This window comes from Ruminiclostridium cellobioparum subsp. termitidis CT1112 (genome assembly GCF_000350485.1).
Lineage (GTDB): Bacteria > Bacillota > Clostridia > Acetivibrionales > DSM-1351 > Ruminiclostridium > Ruminiclostridium termitidis.
The window spans coordinates 194259-217839 of record NZ_AORV01000065.1 but is presented as its reverse complement, the minus strand read 5'-3'; the positions used below and the strand labels follow the sequence as shown (position 1 = coordinate 217839).

Sequence of the window (23581 nt, the reverse complement as noted above, 5' to 3'; positions counted from 1 at the left end):
TGAAAATCTATTTACAATATTATATATAAATGGTATTATTAACTTGAAAAGTAATTTACAATAATTTACATTTGGGAGGTGGAAAAGAAATATACCGGATAGTATTTTTCTTATGAAAATTTTCCTTACATATTATCTTATTAAGTTATTCTTGTTCACAACTAAGTAATTATCAGCAATGTGTTTTCCTTCGAAAAATTTTTCATAACTCAATCAAAAAGTATTTTACTAATTTCCAGTAACAGAAGAAATTCTATTTCAATATGAATCCAATTAATAAATCTATTAAAAAAGCGGAGCTTTTATAGGCTCAGGCAACTATGCAATAATTTTATGTAAATATTTATTGCAGGTATATTTGGTTTACCATTTTTACCGGTTTCCTTCTATTTTGAATTCCAATTTTATGTTTTCAAGTGAGAATATCTTCTCAGTAAGGAGGTGACAGTCAGATGTTAACGGTATACGACACAGGATAAGTAATGTCCGGAAAAGTGAAGCAGCCGTCAAAAACATGAAAGGGAGTGGTTGCTAAAAAAATATTTAAAAATATCAAATAGTACACAGACAGGTATTGACAAGTAAAATTAAAATTTTAGGAGGGTTATAGTATGATTAAATTAAATAAGAAGGCTTTGGCATTATTTTTTGCGATTACAATGAGTTTTACATGCGTATTTGCAGGAACTGCATATGCTGCTACAGATTACTGGCAAAATTGGACGGATGGGGGCGGAACAGTAAACGCTACCAATGGATCGGGCGGCAATTATAGTGTTTCGTGGACAAATTGCGGAAATTTTGTTGTTGGTAAAGGCTGGAACACCGGATCGGCATCCAGGGTGGCAAACTACAATGCCGGCGCTTTTTCGCCTTCAGGCAATGGATATCTGACTCTCTACGGATGGACGAGAAATTCACTCATAGAATATTATGTTGTTGATTCCTGGGGCACTTATAGACCCACCGGTACGTATAAAGGCACAGTGTCCAGTGATGGAGGTACTTATGACATATATACAAGTATGCGTTACAACGCACCATCCATCGATGGTACTCAAACTTTCCAGCAGTTCTGGAGTGTCAGACAATCCAAGAGAGCAACCGGAAGTAATGTTCAAATCAATTTTGCCAACCATGTCAATGCATGGAGGAGTAAGGGAATGAATCTTGGAAACAGTTGGTCCTATCAGGCATTATGCGTAGAGGGATATCAGAGCAGCGGCTACGCCAACGTAACTGTATGGTAACAGCCTGCCTTTTGAGCAGGTCTGCTTATGGAAACCTGGTGTTTCCAGAGTATTTGGAATTATTTTAAACATTATTTTGCTAAGGCCTGCCGGTTTCACAGCCGGCGGCCTCATATTAAAAAGCATTGGAAGTACATTACGGTCTACAATACTTCCTGTCAGGTTAAAGGAGAGATATCATGAGAAAACTATTTATTTTCCTTTTATTAACCATAATGATTGTTATCAGCGCCTGTTCGCAAGAAAAGACGGACAGCTTTGTATTAGTCAAGGGCGGGACTTTCGTAAACACAAAGTCCAATTACTATGAAAAAAACGTATCAATACCAGACTTTTATATGGGCAGATATGAGGTATCTCAAAAAGAATGGACTGAGGTAATGGGAAGTAATCCATCACAATTCAGAGACGATGATTTGCCTGTAGAAACGGTGAGCTGGTATGACTGTGTGGAATACTGCAATAAAAGAAGTGTTAAAGAGGGCCTGCAGCCGTACTACAATATAGATAAGAATAAATTGGATCAGGATAATAAGAGTGAAAACGATGATATAAAATGGACGGTGACTTCAAATCCGGAGGCCAATGGTTACCGTCTGCCCACCGAGGCTGAGTGGGAATATGCCGCAGGCGGGGGTCAGTTGAGCGGGAGCTGTACCTACAGTGGAAGCAACAATGAAGAAGATGTGGCATGGTATTGGAGAAATTCAGGCAATAAACGCCTTTCAGGGGATTGGAGCTGGCCTGCGATAGAAAACAACAAAAACAGGACAAAAGCTGTCGGCGCCAAGAAAGCCAATGAGTTAGGACTTTACGATATGTCTGGCAATGTAAGGGAATGGTGCTGGGATTGGTATGGGGACCCGGGCAGCAACAGCGGTTCTCTGCGGGTCTGGAAGGGCGGCGGTTGGCTCGGGGACGTCAAATGCTGCGAATCGTCTTACAGAGGCAAGTTCGAGGCCAATGGAAAGGGCGCCGATCAAGGTTTTCGCGTGTGCCGCGGGGGGCTTGAGGCAGCAGGAGATTCTGGAGAATAGGAAAACAAAGTTTACAACAGATATATAAATAACCGTGTTAGATATTTCTAAGACGGTTCTATTATTGCCTTTTTACGATGGTTTTCCGGATTATTGGAGATATTAAGTATTCAAAAATGAAGTGTAGTTTACAGTTAAAAAAACTTCCAAAAAGGGAAGAGCATTGATATAATGTTCATGTTGTACCAAAATATTCGGTCCGGAGGAAGATGAATTGAAGAAAAGTAAAAGACTTTTAGCACTTATTGTTGCATTTTGTTTTGCAATAAGCTGTTTTTCACCCATTCATTCGTACGCTCAGACAAATACGGTTACTTCAGACAAGACAGCTGCAACAAGCCAGACTGCAAACCCGCAAGATACAAAAGATACAAAAAATGAAAACAATACAAAAGAATCAAAAGATATAGTAGTTACTCAGGATGCAGAAGATAAAAAAGCTGCAGAAAACGGAGAAGATATTAACAAAGCTGATGATAAATCCGGAATAAAAGGAGCAGAAAATCCAGCAGATCCCGGCCCGGGAGTGGAGGCTGCCGCACCTCCTGATGCAGAAGCGAAAGACAAGAATGAAGATGAAGAGGATTTATGGTATAGGAAGCAGAATCCAATGAAAAAGGAGCATCAACAGCTGCTCTGGGATTATTGCAAAAAAAGAAAAGTAAACTATATAGATATGCTTGCACTGATTTATACCGAGAGCAATTTCGACGAGAAGTGTTCTACAGGCAAGTATTACGGGTATTTTCAGATCAGCCGGGGGAATTGCGCAAATCTTGCGGCAGAGCTGAAAACAAAAAACAAACCTCTTGACGGCGCTGTAAATATAAACTGGGGTACGGCCATGTACAGCTGGATACTGGCGGACAAGCGAGTCAAGGATGCTGCCGACGACAAGAAACGTGACGTGGCGTTGTCCATATACCAGAGGGGAACCGGGGGATATGACAAATACGGCATCAGTACAAGTTTTCTTAAGATATATTACAAAAAAAGGAATAAAGTTGTGGAATGGTATGAAGAAAAAAAATAAAGGTCATACGGGATGGAAATACAGATATATTTGTTTTTAGCAGTATCAGGAGCATATTTGATTAAAAGCCTGACGGGTTTTGGCAATACACTGATAATTAATTCACTTCTGTCAATAGTCAAGGAAAACAGGTTTATAACTCCTGTAGATCTGTTGTTGGGTCTGCCTGCGAATATCTACATGGCGTGGAAGGATAGAGAAGCCATAGATGTAAAAATTGTTGCGCCTTTGTCAATAATGGTGCTTGCAGGGAATATTCCAGGCATATTACTGCTCAATATGGGCGGGGACAAGCAGTTAAAAACCATTTTGGGAGCAGTGCTTGTTTTACTGGCAATTGAAATGTATGTCAGAAAGCCTCGGCTGTCTGAAGCACAGGGAAGCAAAGTCAATGGTCCCGCTATTTACATGGTTGGAATTATTTCAGGCGTTTTAATGGGGCTGTTTGGCATCGGTGCGCTTCTGGCTGCCTTCATTGGAAGACAGACCGGCAGCAGGAGTAATTACAGGGGTAATTTATGCTTTGTATTCGTAATTGACAATCTGTTCAGGCTTGTGATGTACTGTATCAACGGCCTGATTAACCTTAAAATTCTGGCTGTAAGCTTAAGTTTATTGCCTGCGGTGGCAATCGGAATGTTTTTTGGCAGGAAGATAGATTCAAAAATAAGCGATAAGGCTGTAAAAAATGCTGTTATTGCCCTATTATTTATCTCAGGTATAGTTTATATTGTAAAAAACCGGGTTGGGATAATATAACCACACAATATACGTATATTGTATATGGGGGTTTATGGTCTGATCATTGAAATGGAATGGAGCAGTGAGGTTGTGAAAATATTGCTATTGAACAGCAGTTACAGGAAAGACGGCAATACGGCAAGAGTGCTGGAATGCATAAAAGAGGAAATACTTCTGACAGCAGGGCGGCAGGGTTTAAGTGCTGAGTTTGAAACTGTGTCCCTGGCGCATTCGGATGTACAAATTTGCCGGGGCTGCCGCGGGTGCTTTGACAGGGGAGAAAAGAGCTGTCCTTTAAAGGATGAAGTTCCGGGAATAAAAGAGAGGCTGGACAGTGCTGACGGTGTTGTTTTGGCAAGTCCTGTTTATGTGGAAGATGTCAATGGTATTATGAAAAACTGGATTGACAGGATGGCTTTTAACAACCACCGTCCCGCATTTAGCGGGAAACCGGCCATAATTCTGACAACTTCGGGTACATATTCCTCAAAGCACGCTCTTAAAACCATGGAAAGGGCTTTTAATGCCTGGGGAGGTATATCTGTGGGAAAAGACAGGTTTAGAACGGGGGCTCTCACAGGTAAAGAAGATATAAAAATTAAGAACCTCAAGAAAATCAAAAAGCTGTCTGCCAGGCTGTACAATGCAATTACACACAAAACTGAGAGGTATCCGTCGGTTTATTCTCTGATTTACTTCAAGGTACAGCAGAAATACTGGCAGAGAACCAAAGACACCTGGACATTTGACTATACCTACTGGAAGGAAAAAGGCTGGCTGAACAATGACTGCAGCTATTATACCCGGAACTCTGCGGGGTGGATCAAGATAAAATTTGCACGGCTGTTAGGAAGTATTATTTCAGGATTGTTTACCTGAATTGTTTATTTGAATTAATTATTTGATTTTAAAAAAAATGCCCCCGGCGCCACAAGGCCGGGGGCATTTTTCCAAACGTGCTGCTGTTTGTTTAATGCAATGAGTTCTCATGGAACTCAGATGACTTGCCGAATATTATATTTTGCCGGTACTAAAAAATTCTGTATGCGCATTCGAAATGATTTATCCAATAGGATGAATTGATTGAGGTAATCCTTACCCTTCCCTGGCTGGAGGATGCATCTACCATCTGACCGTTGCCCAGGGCAATACCCACATGTCCCCGGTAGGAAATTATATCGCCGCGCTTTATGCTTTTCATGCTTGAAATTCTCTGGAATTTGCCTGTATTCTGCCAGGAGTAGGAGGTCATATAACTTTGTCTGATACCTGCCTGATTCAGTACCCAATATACAAAACCGGAGCAGTCAAAAGTGTTAGGTCCCTTTGCACCGTATACGTATCTGGAACCGATTTTTGATTTTGCTATTGAAATTATCCGTTCTACCGTTGAACTGGAGGAATAGCCCGAATCATTGCCACTGCCGCTGTTTCCCCCTGAATTGCTGCCGCCCGAGCCTGAATTTGAACCGCTGCCAGAAGAGCCGCCGTTCCAGCTTTTTGCACTGTCCGAAAGAAGCTTGCTTATGGTCTGTGATCCAACTTTACCGTCTGCGGACAGTCCGTTACGTTTCTGGAAATTTATTACAGCGTCATTTGTATCCGAGCCGAAATAGCCGGTTACACTCTTAAGATATTTCAGTTTTTTCAGATAGGTTTGAATATTTTCAACATCCGACCCCTTGTCACCGGTTTTAATGCAATATTCCTGGGCATCACCGGACATTAATAGTTCCTTTGTGGCAGGTCCCATATATCCGTCTGCTATGATGCCGTTGATATCCTGGAAGTGCTTTACAGCCAATACCGTATCGTTACCGTACTTTCCGTCGGGCTTCGTTGTCAGATAACCGAGCTGACCGAGTCTTTGCTGGTATTTCAGTATTTCGTCGTTTTCGTCACCCAAATAGAAGGAGAGAGGTACCGCTTCAGCAGAATATAATTTTTCACGGGTATTTTTACCTACGTTTCCATCATCAAAAAGACCATTTCTCTTTTGGAATTCCTTTACTGCAGCTTCAGTATCAGTACCGAAATAACTTGTGACCTTATTCAGGTAGCCCAGCTCGTACAGGCGCGTTTGAAGCTGCTCCACATCTGTGCCCTCAGAACCTATGTACACGGTGTATTCTTTTGCGTCGTCGGACATAAGCAAATTATAGGTTTCAGCGTTGACTTCACCTGTTATTTCCAGCTCATGTTTTCGTTGAAACAGTTTTACGGATGTTTCTATTGCTTCACCGAATTCCTCGGTAGGCTCGTCCGACTCCAGATAATAGAGCTGAACCAGTCTTTGCTGGATAACGGTAACAATTTCGTCTTTTACTCCAAGCTTTATTATGTCACCTTTTGAAGGGTCCATGGGCGCTTTTTTGCCGCGGGAGACCTTTTCTGCTGAAAATTTACCGGCTTCCGCACTTGCTTCAGACGAAGCGCCCTTTACGGCTTTTGCCGGGGTGCTGTCAGAGGCATGGAGTGCAAAAGTATCTGAGGTTTGGTTATCCGCCGTGGATAAAGGAATACTTGAGCCGGATGGAAGAGAAGTGGCTACGGCAACTGCGAGGGTTATCACCAATGCTCCCGAGGCTGAAATCAAATAATATTTGAATTTTCTGGGGTATTTTTCTTTATATGCTTTAATCTTCCGGGTAAGATTGCTATAAAGGTGTTTTGCATTTTTATTTTTTTTACTCATGTTTTCTCCAATAAATTATGTATTATATTAAATTTTGTATAGAAATGGTTTTAAAAAACTACGTATTCTTTGTATTTTTCACGCAATAAAAAACCACTTCCCACATAAAAAAATTGCAACAGGAATTGGTAATAGATTTGAAACAAAAAGAATTAATTACAGGATGATACAATCAATAAAGAAAGTTTTAAAAATATGTTTTACCAGACAAAACTTTATGTAGGCATTAAAATTCAATTGTGACAATTCCTAGTATACATAATTTTTTTAAATGCATGGTAACATGATAACACAATATTAAAACATTTTCATTGCACTTACATTACAATGTGGCAGGATTAGACATTATCTCGTCTGTAATACGTCAAATTTCGGGGAATGTCTCCTTATTTTTACTCTATCTACAATGAATATCAGGTAGCCAAGAACTAAAAACCCCAAAATCAACAGACAAGCATTTTTGATAACCTTAATCCAGCCAAGCAGTTCAACGTCAATAAAGAAGTATGGATAAGGACTTTTAACAATTTCAATAACGCCTCCGAATCTGGCTCGGATTAGAGTAAATATAAAATAAGCAATGGGAAGCATCAGCCATACTATTGGATCAAACCAACGGAAACTGAGCTTTTCATCAAAAACCAGCCAATCGGTTAAAGCCGCAATCGGAACAAAATAATGGACCAGCATGTTTTGCCAGTTGAATATACTGTAAGCAGCAGCTGGGGCATTCAAAAACTTTGGAACCAAAACAAACTGGTAGATTATGAAAGTCACGGCTATAGCCATTGTAACCGCACCCTTGAAATGAGGAAGAAATACCGTCGTACCCTTGATACCTTTGTTTTTTAAATCCAGAAAAGTTTTAATTATGAGGATGGCAAAGAAAATAAAGCATAAGGCATTGCTTTGAATAGTATAAAAAATCAGCATGTAAGGTGCGGGCTTCCCGCTGGGAAGGCCCGAGTTGAGGTAAAGTCCGATTCCACAACCTGCTAAAAACAGAATTCTAAAAATTAAAGCGAACAAGCGATTATGAATGCACATAACATTTCCTCCGCATGAAGCTAATTTTTAATACTGCAACGCCGACAATATTTACTTTTATATTTTGATTATATCATCAATGTATTTTATTTAAAACAATTTGAAGATATGTATACAATATATTTTTTAAATTCATATATAATACTGTATTAATATGGTATAATTAAGCATATGTAACAAAATCACTGTAGAAACTACATAAAATACAACTCCTATTTGTCACAATATAAAAATTATCATAAAAATCCTTATCTTCTTTTGTTTAAACTTTGGATTGCTTTAAAAATCAAAATATATTATTATAAATACATTATTAAAAGACATTTATAAAACTGGGAGATTATTATGACGACTGGTAGAGTAAATAGTATCGAGGTAAAAAAAATAAATAGAAATGCCATATATAATTTCCTATATATGAGAGAACCTATTTCTATCCAGGAGATAGCATACTCTTTAAATATGAGTCTGCCAACCGTGACTCAAAATATAAAGGAGTTATATGAACGCGGGTTGGTCATAGAGACAGGCCTGTTTGAGTCCACAGGAGGACGCAAGGCCAAGGCCATATCCTATAACAGTACGGCCAAATATGCAGTTGGTCTGGACATAACAAGGAACCATGTGGGTATTGTTATGATAGATCTCAGTGCCAAAGTTATCAGGAATTATAGGAAGTTGTTTCCGTTTGTCAACTCAAAGGAATATTTTAAAGGTGTAGGCCATCTTGTAAACAGCTTTATCCTGGATTGCAAAATAGAACCTGAGAACATATTGGGTGTCGGTATAGCATTGCCTGCTATTTTGTCCGATGACAGCCGTTCGGTGAGCTACGCCCAGGTTATTGACTTTGAAGGCGGCAGCATTACTGCCTTTGAAGAATTTATCCCATACAGATGCACCTTCAGCAATGATGCAAATGCTGCCGGTTTTGCCGAAAGGTGGGGGGACAAGACAGACGAAAGTGTTGCATATTTATCTCTGAACAATTCTGTGGGCGGATCCATTATAATAGGCAAAAACATTTACAATGGTCAAAATCAGCGGGGCGGTGAATTTGGTCATATGACCATCGCTCCTGCCGGGAGAACCTGCTATTGCGGACAAAAAGGCTGTGTGGATGCCTATTGTTCTGCAAAAATATTATCCGACAGCACAAATGGGAATATTGCGGAGTTTTTCAGACTTTTAAGATTAGGTAAGGAGCCTCAGAAAAGTATATGGGAGGAGTATGTATCATATCTTGTGGTAGCCATCAACAACTTAAGGATGCTGTTTGACTGTAAGGTAATCCTTGGGGGGTATGCCGGTGCATACATGGATGAATATCTTGACGAACTGAGACAAAAGGTATCGAGATACAACACCTTTGAAGTGGACGGAACATATTTGCATGTATGTAAATACAAGCTGGAAACAACGGCAGTGGGAGCAGCTCTGCTCCATGTTGAAGATTTTATAAAAAATATCTGATAATTCAAATAATTCAAAGATTTTTTATTTTCTTAAATAAATTCTGAGATTTTTGGAAAAATAAAGTGTATGTATCCTTCATCAAATTGATGGTATTATGGGTTACGTACCTTTTTTTATTAATTCATAATTTCCGTTCAAAATAATTCTAAAAAGTGGGTTATGAGGATACATATAGGAACAGCTGTATAGCCGCGTGGACACTTTATGCAAAATCACTAAAATAAAATTGATTATTTTAAAATTGTATATTGACTTTGTATAAAAACACGATATAATCTTATTAAAAGTAATTTATAAAAGTCTTATATAAATACATTCGCTGAATGTGTTTTAGAAAACATTTGCTGATAAGTGTATATTTGTATAGGAATTCATAATTGCCATTTTAGCTCTGAATTGCAGCTGTAAATTTAGAACAAATCTATTCAGGGGAGTTTACGGGGAGAGGGATATGAATCAAAACATTAAATTAAGAGTTTCACAAATTGAAAAATCCTTTCCAGGGGTAAAGGCACTTGATAAAATCGATTTTACTGTAAAAAAAGGCTCAGTCCATGTTTTGTGCGGTGAGAACGGTGCAGGAAAATCAACATTAATGAAAATAATTAATGGTGTTTATCAACCTGACGGCGGTCAAATATTCATTGATGAAAAACCGGTAAAAATCAGTAATCCCATACAGGCAAGAAGTCTTGGGATTTCAATGATATTTCAGGAAATGAACTATGTCCCTGAAATGACGGTGGAGGAAAATATTTTCCTGGGCAATCTGCCTGTTGGAAAACTTGGAAATGTTGATTGGAAGGAAGTACGGCGTCGCACCAACGAATTGCTGAAAAAAGAAAATCTGCCATATTCTCCGACGACGCTTCTCAAGGATCTCACTGTTTCAGATATACAGATGCTGGAGATAATAAAAGCCGTATCTTATAATTCTGACATCATCATCATGGATGAGCCGACATCGGCCATAACCCTAAAGGAAGTAGAAAAGCTGTTTGCGAAGATCAGAGAGTTAAAAGCAAGAGGTGTGAGTATCATATATATTTCTCACAAACTTGATGAAATATTCCAGATAGCTGATGAAATTACAGTTTTCAGAGATGGTACGGTAGTTGAAAGCCATCCCAGGGAAGAACTGGATATTGAACAGGTAATAGCGCTTATGGTAGGCCGTAAGCTTACAAACACTTATCCTAAGGAAGAAGTGAAAATAGGAGAGGACATCCTCAGAGTTGAGAATCTGAACAATGGTAATGTATACCACGATGTGAACTTCCACCTTAAGAAGGGTGAAATAATCGGGTTTGCAGGTTTGATGGGAGCAGGCAGAACAGAAGTCATGCGTTCTCTGTTCGGTCTTGATCCAATTACAGACGGCAAAGTTACCATCAAGGGTAAAGAGGTCAAAATCAAAAATGTAAGGCAGAGTATTGAAAACGGATTGGTAATGCTTTCAGAAGACAGGAGAAGATATGGAATAATCCCTGTAAGGTCAGTAAAGGAAAATACCACATTGTCTTTCCTGCAAAAGGTATTTTACCGGTTCAGGCTTCACCACAAGACAGAGAAGAATATCGTTTCTGATATGTTTTCAAAAATGAAGGTAAAAACTCCATCTTTGGAAACAACTATCCAGTCCTTAAGCGGAGGAAATCAGCAGAAGGTTGTTCTCGCAAAATGGATGATCAGAAATCCTGACATACTGATATTGGATGAACCTACAAGAGGTATTGATGTCGGAGCCAAGTTTGAAATTTACAAGCTAATGACCAATTTGGCACAGGAAGGTAAAGCAGTCATAATGGTTTCTTCGGAATTACCTGAATTGATTGGTATGTGTGACAGAATTTATGTTATGTGCAAGGGCACAATTACAGGTGAGATTTCAAGGAAGGATTTCTCGCAGGAACTGATAATGAAGTATGCTACCGGAACTTTAATATCTAACGAGGTGAACTAAAATGGATTTAAAAAATGTATGGAGTACGGCTAAAAAGAAATACAGTATTTTTATGGTACTATTTGTACTATTCTTTATTTGTTCAATAATAAATGAAAACTTTTTAACACCCAATAACCTTACAAATATATCCAGACAGCTGGCAGTTACAACAATTCTGGCTTTCGGACAGACAATGCTCATCATATCAGGCATGCTTGACCTGTCCCAGGGTTCGGTACTTGCATTGTCGGGAGTGTTTGCCGTATCGGCTTACAAATCAACCGGTTCATTGGTAATAGCCGTATTGGTTGGTATTGTAACAGGTGTTGTATGTAATATTGTAAACGCCATAATGGTAAGTACCTTCAAGGCACCTCCGTTTATTGCAACGCTGGCAATGCTTACGATGGCCCGGGGTGTGGCACTGTTGTTTACTAAGGGGCAAAACTTACTGCAGCTTGGCAATTTCGTGGTATTTGGTCAGGGTTCAGCCGGTATTATTCCTATACCTATCATATTCCTTGTAATAATAGCCATCTTTACGTGGTATATCCTGAAGCACACACGGTTCGGAAGATCTCTGTATGCTGTGGGAGGAAATGAGGAAGCTTCAATTGCATCAGGTATCAATGTTCACAAAGTAAAATATACGGCCTTCATTATCAATGGTATATTTGTGGGTCTGGCAGGCGTATTGTTCATGTCCCGTGTTAATGCAGGTCTTCCTAACGGAGCCGTAGGTTATGAATTCACAGCCCTGACAGCCGCAATCATCGGAGGAACAAGCTTCTCAGGCGGTGTCGGTACTGCTGCAGGTACTTTGGCCGGTGCCTTCATAGTGGGCTTCCTGGATAACATTATGAACCTGGCAAGTGTGGATTCCTATATGCAGCAGATAGTCAGAGGTGCCATTATAGCCCTTGCGGTTATTTATGATATCCGTTCAAAGAACAGAAGAACAAAGAGTGCAATGGGAAGAATCGAAGACAAGGAAAAGCCTAAAGCCATAAAAGCAAAATAGTTCGCGGTATTTTAGCTAGAGCATTTTATTTATAGTATTTTATTTAAAACTTGTTATCAATAACACAAAACAGTATTAAGCAGCACAAAGCTGTTTAAAATAAAAAAAAATTATGCGAAAAGGATGGTCAACAATGAAGAAGAGACTGATTAGCGTACTTTCAATGTTACTGGCAATTGTTTTACTCGCTGCTTGTGGTAAGACAGCTACACCAAACGCTTCAAACAGTACAGCTGCAGGGACAACAACTGGTAATGGCGGAGCGAAAACTTATAAAATAGCATATATTGCTCGTGCACAATCAGATTCCTTTGCTGCATGGCTCGCAAATGCTGTTAAAGATGAAGCCAAGAAGTATCCGGGCATAACTCTTGATGTATTTGACGGTGAAGCAAATGATGAAAAAGAAAACTCCATGATAGAAAATGCTATCACAAACAAATACGATCTGGTTATAGTACAGCCAAACAATGGTGAAGCTCAAAGACCATATGTTGAAAAGGTTGTTAAAGCAGGAATTTTTGCAATAACAACAAATGCTCGTATTTCAGGTATTGAAGGAGCATCTTCGGTAGATGCAAATCCATATGAACAGGCAGCTGTTAATGCTCGTGCAGCAGTGGAGCAAATCCCGCAGAATGCTAAGGTTGTTGTATTAAAAGGACCTTCAGGTAACTTCCACGCTGATGAAAGACGTGCAAGCTGGCAGAAGGAATTCTTTGACAAACGTCCTGATGTTAAAATTGTTGGAGAACAGATTGCAAACTGGAATAAGGATGAAGCCATGAAGTACATGGAAGACTGGGTTCAGGCCAATGATAAGATCGATGCCGTTATCTCAATGAACGATAACATGGCAGCAGGTGCTATTGAAGTTGTAAAAGACAATGCAAAGTTCAAAGACATGCTTGTTTACGGTGTTGACGGAACTGCAGAAGCTCTTCTCTTAATACAGGAAGGCAAGATGACTTCAACTTGTATGCAGAGTGCTTATGACCTTGCAACAAAATTGATGGAAACAAGCAACAAGCTTTTAACCGGAGCTGAAAAGCAAATTGATACAGATATCGGAAACCCATTGGTTAACAAGGATAATGTTCAAGAGTATATTGATGTATTGAAGAAAGCCGGAGCAATAAAATAGTAATTATTAATGAGATTTATTGATTTAACTGCACTGAAGATGCGTGAAATGTGTTTCACGCATCTCAGGTGCAATATAATGTATCACAAATAATAACAGGCTGCTTATAAATATTTACTAAAAGATAACTATAAAACTTTTATAAAACTATATAATAAAACTATTTACTAAATACATTAAAGTATTTAAAATTAAAGTTGAAAACAATAGCAATTGAATTTATATACATTTAACATTGTTAAAAAATTATCCAAATCTAATTAAAAGACTTCTTAATATACATTATAATAAGCGTGATTTAATGACAGCTAATATTTTAAAATCAAATTACAGGAGGGTTTAATGATGAAAAACAGAGCAGCATATATGACTGGCATCAACAAGATGGAAATCAGAGACATTGAAATGCCAAAATTGAGGGACAGGGATGTAATGGTAAAGCTTGAATACGTTGGGATATGCGGTTCGGATGTACACTATCTTGAACACGGCAAAATAGGTGATTTTATTGTTAACGGTGACTTTATACTGGGTCATGAGTGCGCCGGAACTATTGTCGAGATAGGAAACGATGTCCAGAATCTTAAGGTTGGAGACAAAGTAGCACTTGAGCCCGGCATTACCTGCGGTCAGTGTGAATTCTGCAAAACAGGAAGATACAACTTGTGTCCTGATGTGGAGTTTTTGGCTACACCGCCATACCATGGCTCCCTGATGAACTATATCGCTTTTCCGGAAAATATGTGCTTCAAGCTTCCTGACAATATAACAACTAAAGAGGGTGCACTTGTAGAACCTCTGGCAGTTGGAATGCACGCTGCAATTCAGGGAAATGTGAAGCTTGGGGATTCAATAGTAATATTGGGAGCAGGCACCATCGGACTTGTAACCCTTTTGGCCTGCAAGGCTTATGGCGCTACTGATATCACAGTGGTAGACGTTATACCAAAGAGACTCGAATATGCTAAAAAGCTGGGAGCCACTGCAACAATCAATGCTGCTGAAACAGATGTTTTCGCTGAAGTAGAAAAAATGACCGGTAAAAAGGGTGTGGATACGGTAATTGAAACCGCTGGCTCTGCCCGGACAATTTCCCAGACTCCTTACCTGATCAAAAATGGCGGAACTATTGTATTGGTAGGCTTGGCTCCACAGGATATAATAGAATTCAATTTTGCAAAAATAATGGCAAAGGAAGCACAGATAAAATCTGTATTCCGTTACAGAAATATTTATCCTACGGCTATAAAAGCCATAGCAAAGGGTATAATTGATATTTCGGGTATAGTTACTCATGAATTTGATTTTGATGAAGTCGCCAAAGCATTTGATTACGTTATAAATAATAAACAGGATGTTGTAAAAGCTGTAATAAAAATCTAGATAAATTGTCTCCTTTAAATATATCCTCTTATACGGCTGTCGCAGACGCGGCAGCCATTTTTTTGTCCGATTTTACCGGCGAGTTTAATGGATTAACTGACACAGTAGTTAATTTAACGCGTTGTGCTAATTAATTTAGATTCGCTTTACCTGTGTAATTCTTTACATCAACTGGTAACTTCCGCACTAACTTCATGAAATAGGGCGCAACCAAAACAATTACAAAAATTGTACCGCCTCATTAATAAAGCGATTTTGTCTCTCAAAAGACTGCCCACAAATTACTATGATCACAAAACTACCTTGACAGACATAGTAATTTGATATATAGTGTAATTGCGGAGGTGAACAAATGGTTGAAAATAAAATCTCCTCGGATTTATTAAGAGGGCATACCGATACTATAATTCTGAAGTTGCTGCTGAACGGAGATAAATACGGATATGAAATTTCAAAATTAATAAATGTTAACTCAAACGGTGAGTATGAGCTTAAAGAAGCTACCATGTATTCAAGCCTGAAGAGACTTGAAAGTGATGAAAGCATAATCTCCTACTGGGGCGACGAGACTCAGGGAGGAAGAAGAAAATACTACAGTATAACTGAAAAAGGCAAAAGTACCTATTTTGCAAACAAGCAGAACTGGGAAGATGCAAAACGTATATTAGACCTACTATTATAAAAATGGAGGATATTGAAATGAGCGATAAATTAAAAAAATATCTAAACGATATATTTCAACCTTATGAGGATCTGTCCACAGTAAAGGAACTAAAAGAAGAACTTCTCAGTGATTTGCGGGAGAGATTGAATGATTATACAAAACAGGGCTATGATGAGGAGACTGCCTATAACATGACAGTCAGCTCCATTGGAGATATAAAGGAAATCATAGAAAGTATATCAGTCAATACAAGAGAATTGAAACATCTGACAAGCAGGGATTTCTCCAAAATCAATCTCCAGGATTCAGATTTTATCGGGGTAGCTGTGCATGACAGCAAGTTTGATTACAGTGACTTGAAAAGATCGGATTTTACCGGCTCAGATCTCTCTGAAAGCTCCTTTAAGTGCAGCGACATGGTTGATGTAAGATTTGTGGGAGCCAACCTTACCAGAGCAAAATTCGATATGTCCAATCTGAGAAATGTGGATTTCAATGGGGCTGACCTTACCGGAGCAAAGCTGGATATGTCCGATTTGAGAAATGTTAATTTTGACGGAGCCAATCTTACAAAAGCCATATTAAAAATGGGTGATCTCAAAGGTACAAGTTTCAGCAATTGTACTCTGGATTATACAGATTTCAGTTCTTCTGATTTATCAGGTGTGAGCTTTGACAATATGACTCTGACAGGTACCATTTTTGAGAAAGCCGGTTTGAAGGGAACTTCCTTCAGAAATGCTGTGTTAAGAGATGTGTCCTTCAAATGGGCTGAGCCCAAAAAAGCAATATTTGACGGTGCTGCCATGGATAAGGTGACCTACGCAGTATTAAAGGGAACAAAAGCTGACCTGTCAAATGTAACGGTAATATAGGAGGCATAACATGTTTAAAGCTGATATTGCAATTTCGGTAAAAGGACTTGAGAAATCCTACAAGAAACTAAAAGTACTCAAAGGAATTAATTTGACAATTAAAAAAGGCAGTATTTTTGCACTTCTCGGAGCAAATGGTGCGGGTAAAACAACGACTGTCAAGATTCTGACCACTTTATTGAAACCTGATAAAGGCAGTGTGCAAATTTGCGGCCTGGATATTTTGAGTCAGGCTGATAAGGTCAGAGGAGCCATAAGCCTGACAGGACAATACGCAGCTGTGGATGAGGTTATGACGGGAAAAGAGAATTTACGGATGATCGGAAAGCTCCGGCATCTTTCGGATGTCAATTCCAGGGCGGATGAATTGCTGAGTAGATTTGAATTAACTGATGCGGCCGACAGGCGCGTTGCAGCCTATTCCGGCGGTATGCGCAGAAGATTGGATCTGGCAATGAGCCTTCTTGGAGATCCATCGGTCATATTCCTGGATGAGCCGACTACAGGGTTGGATCCCCAAAGCCGCATAGCTATGTGGAAAATTATTAAGGAGCTCTCACGTTCAGGGATAACTGTTTTTTTAACCACACAGTATCTGGATGAAGCTGACCAGCTGGCAGATCAAATAGCAATCCTTAATGATGGAAAAATTGTGGCAGAGGGGACGGCAGCAGAACTAAAAAAGCTGCTGCCTCATGGGCATATAGAATTGAAATTTAATGACGGAAAGCTGTTACAAGCAGTCCGGGATTTACTGAAAGAATACAGCTCCAGCCAGGATATACAGAATTCAACTCTTTCGGTTGTTACCGACGGAAGTATAAAACAAATAACCGATATATTGAATAAACTGGAGAAACAAGGAATACCTGTAGCTGAGTTCTCTCAAAAGCTGCCGACACTGGAGGAGGTTTTCCTGGCCATAATCGGTGAGAACAAGGAAAAGGAGGCAATTTAATGGCTATGTTGTCCAAAGTTAAAAACAATATCAGCGATACGATGGTCATGACGGGGCGGGTGCTGAATTACACGCTCCGGAGCGTCGATACCATAATTACCGTGGTTGCTATGCCTGTTTTGATGATGCTTATGTTTGTATATGTGTTCGGCGGTTCCATGAACACCGGATCAATCAAATATGTTAATTATGTGGTGCCCGGGATAGTTCTGATGTGCATATTAAGCGGGATAGCTTATACCGCAGTCCGCCTGAATAATGACGTCACAAAAGGTATATTCGAGCGTTTTCATTCGATGCCAATTGCAAAATCAGCAATACTGGGAGGCCATGTGCTCACATCAGTGCTTTTCAATTCGTTTTCAACTGTAGTGATACTTGTTTTTGGATTTGTAATGGGCTTCAGAGCTGGTGCAGGTATTGCCGGTTGGCTTCTTGCCGCCGTGATTTTACTGATTTTTACTCTGGCAATGACCTGGACAGCAGTTATGTTTGGCCTGCTGGCCAGCAATGCCGAAGGCGCAGGAGTATTCAGCTATATTTTGTTGATACTGCTTTTTATTAGCTCAGCTTTTGCACCAACTCAAACCATGCCTCCGGCGGTGCGTATATTTGCAGAAAACCAACCCATGACACCCATTATCGAAGCGGTACGTTCACTGCTCCTGGGTGGAAGTGCCGGAAATAATGCAATAACAGCGATACTTTGGTGCCTTGGAATTCTGATAGTCACCTATATTGCATCAGTAGGGATTTACAAGCGAAAAGCTGCTTAGCCAGCATCATATTAAGATGGGTTTATGATGTTTCCATACTGTCTCTCATACAAGCGGTTGAATTAGCCTCCAAAAACATGGAACTAATTAGTTAACATGTGGTATATTTAATTGAAGAAATCTAATTAAGAAATCTTAATCAAGAAAAATCCTTGGAGGTGAATATATGGAGGCAATTGTATACCTGTTTTTTATTGGTATCGGGATTATTATAACCATACTTGCTGTCAGAACAGCAATAGACTATTCCAGAACATCGGGAGATATAGCCGAGATAAGAAGACTGCTACAAACTATTGTAGAAAACGGTGCGGTAACAAAAACTGATGCCGGAATAGAAGACCAAAGAGAAGATAAAAGAGAAGATTAAGTAAATTAAATCAGAGAGCCGTGTACATTAAATTGCAAATTGCATGTAGTAAATAAATATGTATTTAGCTATGGACTTTAACAGAATAAAGTAATAAGATTATATAATAAAAGCGGCTGTACAGGTCGCTTTTATTATATCTTTGCGACAGACCTTGACCTATTTTCGGAGGCAGACAATGAACGAAGTAGAAATTATTCTCAAACAGATACTTATATTAACTTTACTGGGTGTGACCGGCTTTGCTGCGGGAAAGGGAAAATTCCTGCCGGAAAATTCCCACAAATACATCTCGGCTCTGATATTGAAAATAACAATGCCGTTTTTAATATTTACAACCATGGGAAACTACTCCTTTACCGGTGAGACCCTTAAAAACGGTTTTCTCATATTTGTTCTCGGTATATTTTTTATATTGCTGGGCGGGTTTATTTCACTGGGACCGTGTAAATTGATGGGTATCCGCGAAAAGACAAAAAATATATACATTGCACAGTCAATGTTCGGAAATGTCATATTCATGGCTTACCCGCTGCTTAAAGCAATGTACGGGGATGAGGGAATCGTATATGCCATATTCTTTAACATTGCAAACGACGCTATCCTCTGGACACTGGGGGTTTACCTGTTCAACAGGCATAATACGAAAAACTGGAGGGACAATCTGTCCCATCTGGTCAATCCAAATACTCTGGCTTTTATGGGCGGACTGCTCATTATCCTGTTGAAAGGGACATTTAACTTTGAAAATACCCTTGTTTATAAGTCAATCTGGGATATATTCTATTCGGCTTTCTATAATCTCGGGCACATTACCATCTATTTGTCCATGATATTTATAGGGCTGATACTTTCCGGAGTGAGGATCCAGGGGATAAAGGATATATTCGACAGGGCAATATATCTTGTCTATTCGCTGTTCAAGCTGATTATAGTACCGGTGGCGGCAATATTGTTTTTCAAGGCAACCGGCAATTTCTTTGATTTGTTTGTAAAGAGGATTGTAGCCCTGCAGCTTGCCATGCCGGCTTCTACCATAGTTTCGGCACTGGCGCTGGAATATGATTCCGACTATAATGCAGCTACCGAAGGCATATTTGTTTCCACCATTCTGTCCATATTTACGCTGCCGTTGATAGTTTATCTGCTGACGCTTTAAATGCCAATTTTAAGCAGGTAATGTATGAGCAGATCACTTGAGGATATTGCAATAATCCGAATATTTGGGGCGAACAATTGAAAATTGTTCGCTTTTTTAATTGACAATGGTCTTTATTCTTTGATAATATTATTGTATCAAAAGGCGAATAATTTTTTTAAAAAGGTTAAAAATGTTCACAATTAATTAATATTAATATTAACAATGGAGGCAAATAGCATGTGTATTTCTAAAGATGCCAGGGTAGCGGTAATTATGGGAAGCGATTCCGATCTTTCGGTAATGAAAAGCTGTATTAAAATTCTAAAGGATTTTGAAGTTCAATGTGACGTAATGGTATGTTCAGCTCACAGAACACCTGATAAGGCATCCGAGTTTGCACGGAATGCGGAAGCAACCGGAATCGATGTTATCATAGCTGCGGCGGGAAAGGCTGCGCATCTTCCGGGAGTGCTGGCTGCCTACACCCCAATTCCTGTTATAGGAGTACCCATAAAGTCGTCAACACTTGACGGACTTGATTCACTTCTTTCAATCGTCCAGATGCCATCTGGAATTCCAGTTGCAACGGTTGCCGTTGACGGAGCCGAAAATGCCGCATTGCTTGCGGTTCAGATCCTGTCGGTAGCTTATCACGGTTTACGGGACAAAATGGTTGAATATAAAAAATCCCTGGCTGAAAAAGTAGAAAAAAAGAATAAGGAACTTCAGAAGAAACTTGAGGAAATATAAACCAATAAGGCAATAAAAAGGAGTTACTCATGTGTGAATTTGGACAATGCATGCAATGCGAAAACCTTGACTGCTTCGACGACAGGATGGACAAAATGCATGAAGAGTGCGGAGTATTCGGGATATATTCAACTGATAACAATGATATGGATGTTGCAGGAATGACTTATTACGGCCTGTACTCACTTCAGCACAGAGGACAGGAAAGCGCTGGTATTGCAGTAAGTGACAAGGAAACCATCGTATTTCACAAGGATATGGGTCTGGTTCCTGAAATTTTTGACAAGGTGCTGTTAACCCATCTTCAGGGTACAATGGCTGTGGGGCATGTGAGATACTCCACCACCGGCGCCAGCAAACGCGAGAACGCACAGCCCATAGTTGTAAGATCAAGAAACGGACAAATTGCCCTTGCACACAACGGTAATATTGTTAATGCCTCAATTCTCAGAGAACAGATGGAAGACAACGGAACCATTTTTCAAACCACCAATGATACAGAAGTTCTTGTTAATCTGGTTACAAAGCACAGTATTACTTCAGAGACCTTAGAAGAAGCGGTTGAAAAAATGATGAAGGACGTTAAGGGCTCTTACGGACTAATTTTAATGACCGCAAACAAAATGCTGGGTGTCAGGGACCCTTACGGCATCAGGCCGTTATGCATAGGCAGGACCTCGTCCTCCTACGTCATTGCATCAGAATCCTGTGCCCTTGACGCGGTCAACGCCGAATTTATCAGGGATATCGAACCCGGTGAAATTGTAACCATAGAAAATAATGAAATCAGATCTATAAAAGTTTTCAACAACAAGGATACAAAGCTCTGCATATTTGAATTTGTATATTTTGCAAGACCCGACAGCGTAATTGACGGGGCAAGCGTTCAACAGTCCCGGTACGAAGCTGGAAAGCTCCTGGCTATTGAGCATCCGGTCGATGCAGATGTTGTAATAGGTGTGCCTGATTCAGGCATATCCGCTGCTATCGGCTTTTCAAAGCAGACAGGAATTCCATATGGCGAGGGTATAGTCAAGAACAGATATGTGGGAAGAACCTTTATTCAGCCCAGTCAGGGTATGAGAGAGGTGGCTGTCAGAATAAAGCACAATGCCATTAAAAAGACAATTGAAGGCAAAAGAGTCGTAATCATAGATGATTCCATAGTCAGGGGTACCACTACAAGAAGAATAGTAAAGATCCTTAAAAAAGCCGGAGCAAAAGAGGTACATATGAGAGTGAGCTCACCCCCTCTTAAATTTCCATGCTATTTCGGAATTGATATATCATCAAGAAAAGAGCTTGTAGCAGACAAGCTTTCTGTCGAAGAGATAAGAGAAATGATTTGTGCCGATTCATTGGGCTACCTGAGCCTGGAAGGACTCCTGCAGACTCCTGTTGATTCCAGATGCGGCTTCTGTTCTGCCTGTCTGACGGGTGACTATCCCATAGAAGTTCCGGCCGAAGGAGACAAATTCAGCTGCGGCAGCTGATGCAAAGCCGGTGTGGGAGTGAGTAAATTTTCATCAATAATATTTTGTGGCCGCTAAGCGGCTCATGGAGGTTAATATGACCACTTACAGAGATGCAGGTGTAGATGTTGAGGCAGGTTATGAAGCAGTCAAGTTAATGAAGAACCATGTAAAACGTACGTTCAGACCGGAGGTAATGACTGAGCTGGGAGGCTTCGGGGGCTTATTCAGCCTGGACAAGTCAAAATATGAACAGCCTGTTTTGGTTTCGGGTACTGACGGAGTAGGAACAAAATTGAAAATGGCTTTTCTATTGAACAAACATGATACAGTGGGTATTGACTGTGTTGCAATGTGCGTGAACGATATAGTATGCAGCGGTGCAGAACCGTTGTTTTTCCTGGATTATGTCGCTGTCGGCAAAAACTATCCCGAAAAGGTTGCAGAAATCGTAAAGGGCGTTTCAGAGGGCTGCCTTATGTCGGGCTGCTCGCTGATCGGAGGGGAGACGGCCGAAATGCCGGGCTTTTACCCTGTTGACGAGTATGATCTGGCAGGCTTTGCCGTTGGGATAGTGGACAGGAACAAAATCATTGACGGTAAAAAAATAAAGGCGGGAGACAAGCTGATAGGACTTCCCTCTTCGGGTATTCACAGCAACGGTTATTCCCTGGTCCGCAAACTGATAAATCCCACCGAAAAGAACTTGAAGGAATATGTGGAAAGTCTGGGCTGCACCCTGGGGGAAGAACTCCTCAAGCCAACCAGAATATATGTGAAAACCGTACTGGAATTGATTGAAAAATATGAGATAAAGGGAATTTCACATATAACCGGCGGGGGCTTTATCGAAAATATACCAAGAATGTTACCTGAAGGTCTAAAAGTTAATATTGAAAAGGGAACCTGGCCGGTATTGCCCATATTTGAGCTTTTGAGAGGCCTGGGCAATATGGAGGACAGAGATATATACAACACCTTCAATATGGGGATAGGGCTTGTTATGGCAGTAGACGGCCAAAAGGCTGAGGAAATTACAGCTTATCTTAAATCAGCAGGCGAAGCGGCATATATTATCGGAACTGTCACAGAAGGCGAAACAGGAGTTGAAATCATATGCTTAAAATAGGCGTATTGGTGTCTGGAGGAGGTTCAAACCTTCAGGCCATAATTGATAAGATAGAAAGCGGATACATAAGGAATGTTGAAATTGCGACCGTCGTATCCAGCAAACCCGGCGTATTTGCTCTTGAGAGGGCAAAAAAATACCGAATAGGGGGCACATGTATTTCCAGAAAGTTCTTCAATAATATAGATGAATACGACGAAGCGCTGATCAGCCATTTTGTTGAACATAAGGTGGAGCTGGTTGTTATGGCGGGTTTTCTCTCCATTCTGGGAGAACGTTTTAACAAATATTACACAAACAGGGTTATAAATATTCATCCCTCATTGATTCCCGCATTCTGCGGAAAGGGGTTCTACGGAATAATTCCCCACAGACACGTATTGGAATCAGGTGTTAAAATCACCGGAGCAACAGTACATTTTGTGGAGCTTGAGGCCGATACAGGACCCATCATACTTCAAAAGGCTGTTTATGTAGAGGAGGGTGACACTCCGGAAATTCTTCAGAAAAGGGTTATGGAGCAAGCCGAATGGGAAATACTGCCCGAAGCCATTAAACTGTTTGCTGAAAACAGATTGGTTATTGAGGGAAAGAAGGTACTGATCAAGAAAACAGCTCCCGTCCTATCGGCGGCGAGTAAAAAATATTCAATTTAAAAATTCGATTGGAGGATT

At 40.0% G+C, this 23581-nt stretch carries 22 protein-coding genes; 20 read left to right on the top strand and 2 right to left on the bottom strand.

The window, feature by feature from the left end; genetic code table 11:
* The first annotated feature begins 611 nt into the window (after positions 1 to 611).
* The 5 genes from CTER_RS23180 (at position 612) to CTER_RS27220 (ending at position 4940) form a co-directional block, all read left to right on the top strand.
* Positions 612 to 1250, top strand: coding sequence for a glycoside hydrolase family 11 protein (locus tag CTER_RS23180; RefSeq protein WP_004629994.1), 639 nt, complete (start codon positions 612 to 614; stop codon positions 1248 to 1250).
* A gap of 179 nt (positions 1251 to 1429) precedes the next feature.
* Positions 1430 to 2287: a formylglycine-generating enzyme family protein gene (locus tag CTER_RS23175; protein ID WP_004629720.1), complete on the top strand. Its 858-nt coding sequence runs from the start codon at positions 1430 to 1432 to the stop codon at positions 2285 to 2287.
* A 214-nt stretch (positions 2288 to 2501) separates the two neighbouring features.
* Positions 2502 to 3320: a lysozyme family protein gene (locus CTER_RS23170; protein WP_004629602.1), complete on the top strand. Its 819-nt coding sequence runs from the start codon at positions 2502 to 2504 to the stop codon at positions 3318 to 3320.
* A 12-nt stretch (positions 3321 to 3332) separates the two neighbouring features.
* The gene (locus CTER_RS23165) at positions 3333 to 4079 is read left to right on the top strand and encodes a sulfite exporter TauE/SafE family protein (RefSeq protein ID WP_004630077.1); all 747 of its coding nucleotides are present in this window, start codon (positions 3333 to 3335) and stop codon (positions 4077 to 4079) included.
* 72 nt (positions 4080 to 4151) lie between these two features.
* Positions 4152 to 4940: a flavodoxin family protein gene (locus tag CTER_RS27220; protein WP_004629786.1), complete on the top strand. Its 789-nt coding sequence runs from the start codon at positions 4152 to 4154 to the stop codon at positions 4938 to 4940.
* A gap of 151 nt (positions 4941 to 5091) precedes the next feature.
* On the opposite strand, the gene CTER_RS23155 is transcribed toward CTER_RS27220, so the two are convergent.
* Both CTER_RS23155 and CTER_RS23150 read right to left on the bottom strand, forming a co-directional pair.
* A complete protein-coding gene (locus tag CTER_RS23155) occupies positions 5092 to 6756 on the bottom strand; it encodes a peptidoglycan-binding protein (protein ID WP_004629625.1) in 1665 nt (554 codons plus the stop codon).
* A gap of 345 nt (positions 6757 to 7101) precedes the next feature.
* A complete protein-coding gene (locus CTER_RS23150; RefSeq protein WP_004630103.1) occupies positions 7102 to 7803 on the bottom strand; it encodes a Pr6Pr family membrane protein in 702 nt (233 codons plus the stop codon).
* Positions 7804 to 8148: 345 nt separating this feature from the next.
* Here CTER_RS23150 and CTER_RS23145 point away from each other — a divergent pair, with 345 nt between their 5' ends.
* The 15 genes from CTER_RS23145 to purN all read left to right on the top strand — a co-directional run bounded on the left by CTER_RS23145 (position 8149) and on the right by purN (position 23563).
* Positions 8149 to 9276, top strand: coding sequence for an ROK family transcriptional regulator (locus CTER_RS23145; RefSeq protein WP_004630238.1), 1128 nt, complete (start codon positions 8149 to 8151; stop codon positions 9274 to 9276).
* A 454-nt stretch (positions 9277 to 9730) separates the two neighbouring features.
* A complete protein-coding gene (locus tag CTER_RS23140) occupies positions 9731 to 11242 on the top strand; it encodes a sugar ABC transporter ATP-binding protein (protein ID WP_004630153.1) in 1512 nt (503 codons plus the stop codon).
* Between the two features lies 1 nt (position 11243).
* Positions 11244 to 12245, top strand: coding sequence for an ABC transporter permease (locus CTER_RS23135; protein ID WP_004629889.1), 1002 nt, complete (start codon positions 11244 to 11246; stop codon positions 12243 to 12245).
* Positions 12246 to 12378: 133 nt separating this feature from the next.
* Positions 12379 to 13389, top strand: a complete 1011-nt coding sequence (locus tag CTER_RS23130; RefSeq protein ID WP_004629828.1) for a sugar ABC transporter substrate-binding protein — start codon at positions 12379 to 12381, stop codon at positions 13387 to 13389.
* A 345-nt stretch (positions 13390 to 13734) separates the two neighbouring features.
* Positions 13735 to 14772, top strand: coding sequence for an NAD(P)-dependent alcohol dehydrogenase (locus CTER_RS23125; RefSeq protein ID WP_040761981.1), 1038 nt, complete (start codon positions 13735 to 13737; stop codon positions 14770 to 14772).
* A gap of 352 nt (positions 14773 to 15124) precedes the next feature.
* A complete protein-coding gene (locus CTER_RS23120; RefSeq protein WP_004630082.1) occupies positions 15125 to 15454 on the top strand; it encodes a PadR family transcriptional regulator in 330 nt (109 codons plus the stop codon).
* A 17-nt stretch (positions 15455 to 15471) separates the two neighbouring features.
* Positions 15472 to 16311, top strand: coding sequence for a pentapeptide repeat-containing protein (locus CTER_RS23115; RefSeq protein ID WP_004630257.1), 840 nt, complete (start codon positions 15472 to 15474; stop codon positions 16309 to 16311).
* A 10-nt stretch (positions 16312 to 16321) separates the two neighbouring features.
* A complete protein-coding gene (locus tag CTER_RS23110) occupies positions 16322 to 17269 on the top strand; it encodes a daunorubicin resistance protein DrrA family ABC transporter ATP-binding protein (protein WP_004629685.1) in 948 nt (315 codons plus the stop codon).
* Positions 17269 to 18045: an ABC transporter permease gene (locus tag CTER_RS23105; RefSeq protein ID WP_004629893.1), complete on the top strand. Its 777-nt coding sequence runs from the start codon at positions 17269 to 17271 to the stop codon at positions 18043 to 18045. Before CTER_RS23110 ends, CTER_RS23105 begins: the two co-directional genes overlap by 1 nt.
* A gap of 166 nt (positions 18046 to 18211) precedes the next feature.
* Complete coding sequence (locus CTER_RS23100) at positions 18212 to 18415, top strand: hypothetical protein (RefSeq protein ID WP_004629996.1); 204 nt, start codon at positions 18212 to 18214, stop codon at positions 18413 to 18415.
* A 178-nt stretch (positions 18416 to 18593) separates the two neighbouring features.
* A complete protein-coding gene (locus CTER_RS23095) occupies positions 18594 to 19574 on the top strand; it encodes an AEC family transporter (RefSeq protein WP_004629831.1) in 981 nt (326 codons plus the stop codon).
* A gap of 219 nt (positions 19575 to 19793) precedes the next feature.
* Positions 19794 to 20306: a 5-(carboxyamino)imidazole ribonucleotide mutase gene (gene purE, locus CTER_RS23090; RefSeq protein WP_004629644.1), complete on the top strand. Its 513-nt coding sequence runs from the start codon at positions 19794 to 19796 to the stop codon at positions 20304 to 20306.
* A gap of 29 nt (positions 20307 to 20335) precedes the next feature.
* Complete coding sequence (purF, locus tag CTER_RS23085; RefSeq protein WP_004630031.1) at positions 20336 to 21799, top strand: amidophosphoribosyltransferase; 1464 nt, start codon at positions 20336 to 20338, stop codon at positions 21797 to 21799.
* Positions 21800 to 21875: 76 nt separating this feature from the next.
* Positions 21876 to 22907: a phosphoribosylformylglycinamidine cyclo-ligase gene (gene purM / locus CTER_RS23080; RefSeq protein WP_004629778.1), complete on the top strand. Its 1032-nt coding sequence runs from the start codon at positions 21876 to 21878 to the stop codon at positions 22905 to 22907.
* Positions 22895 to 23563: a phosphoribosylglycinamide formyltransferase gene (gene purN / locus CTER_RS23075; RefSeq protein WP_004629808.1), complete on the top strand. Its 669-nt coding sequence runs from the start codon at positions 22895 to 22897 to the stop codon at positions 23561 to 23563. The genes purM and purN overlap by 13 nt, the downstream gene beginning before the upstream one ends.
* Positions 23564 to 23581: the final 18 nt, after the last annotated feature.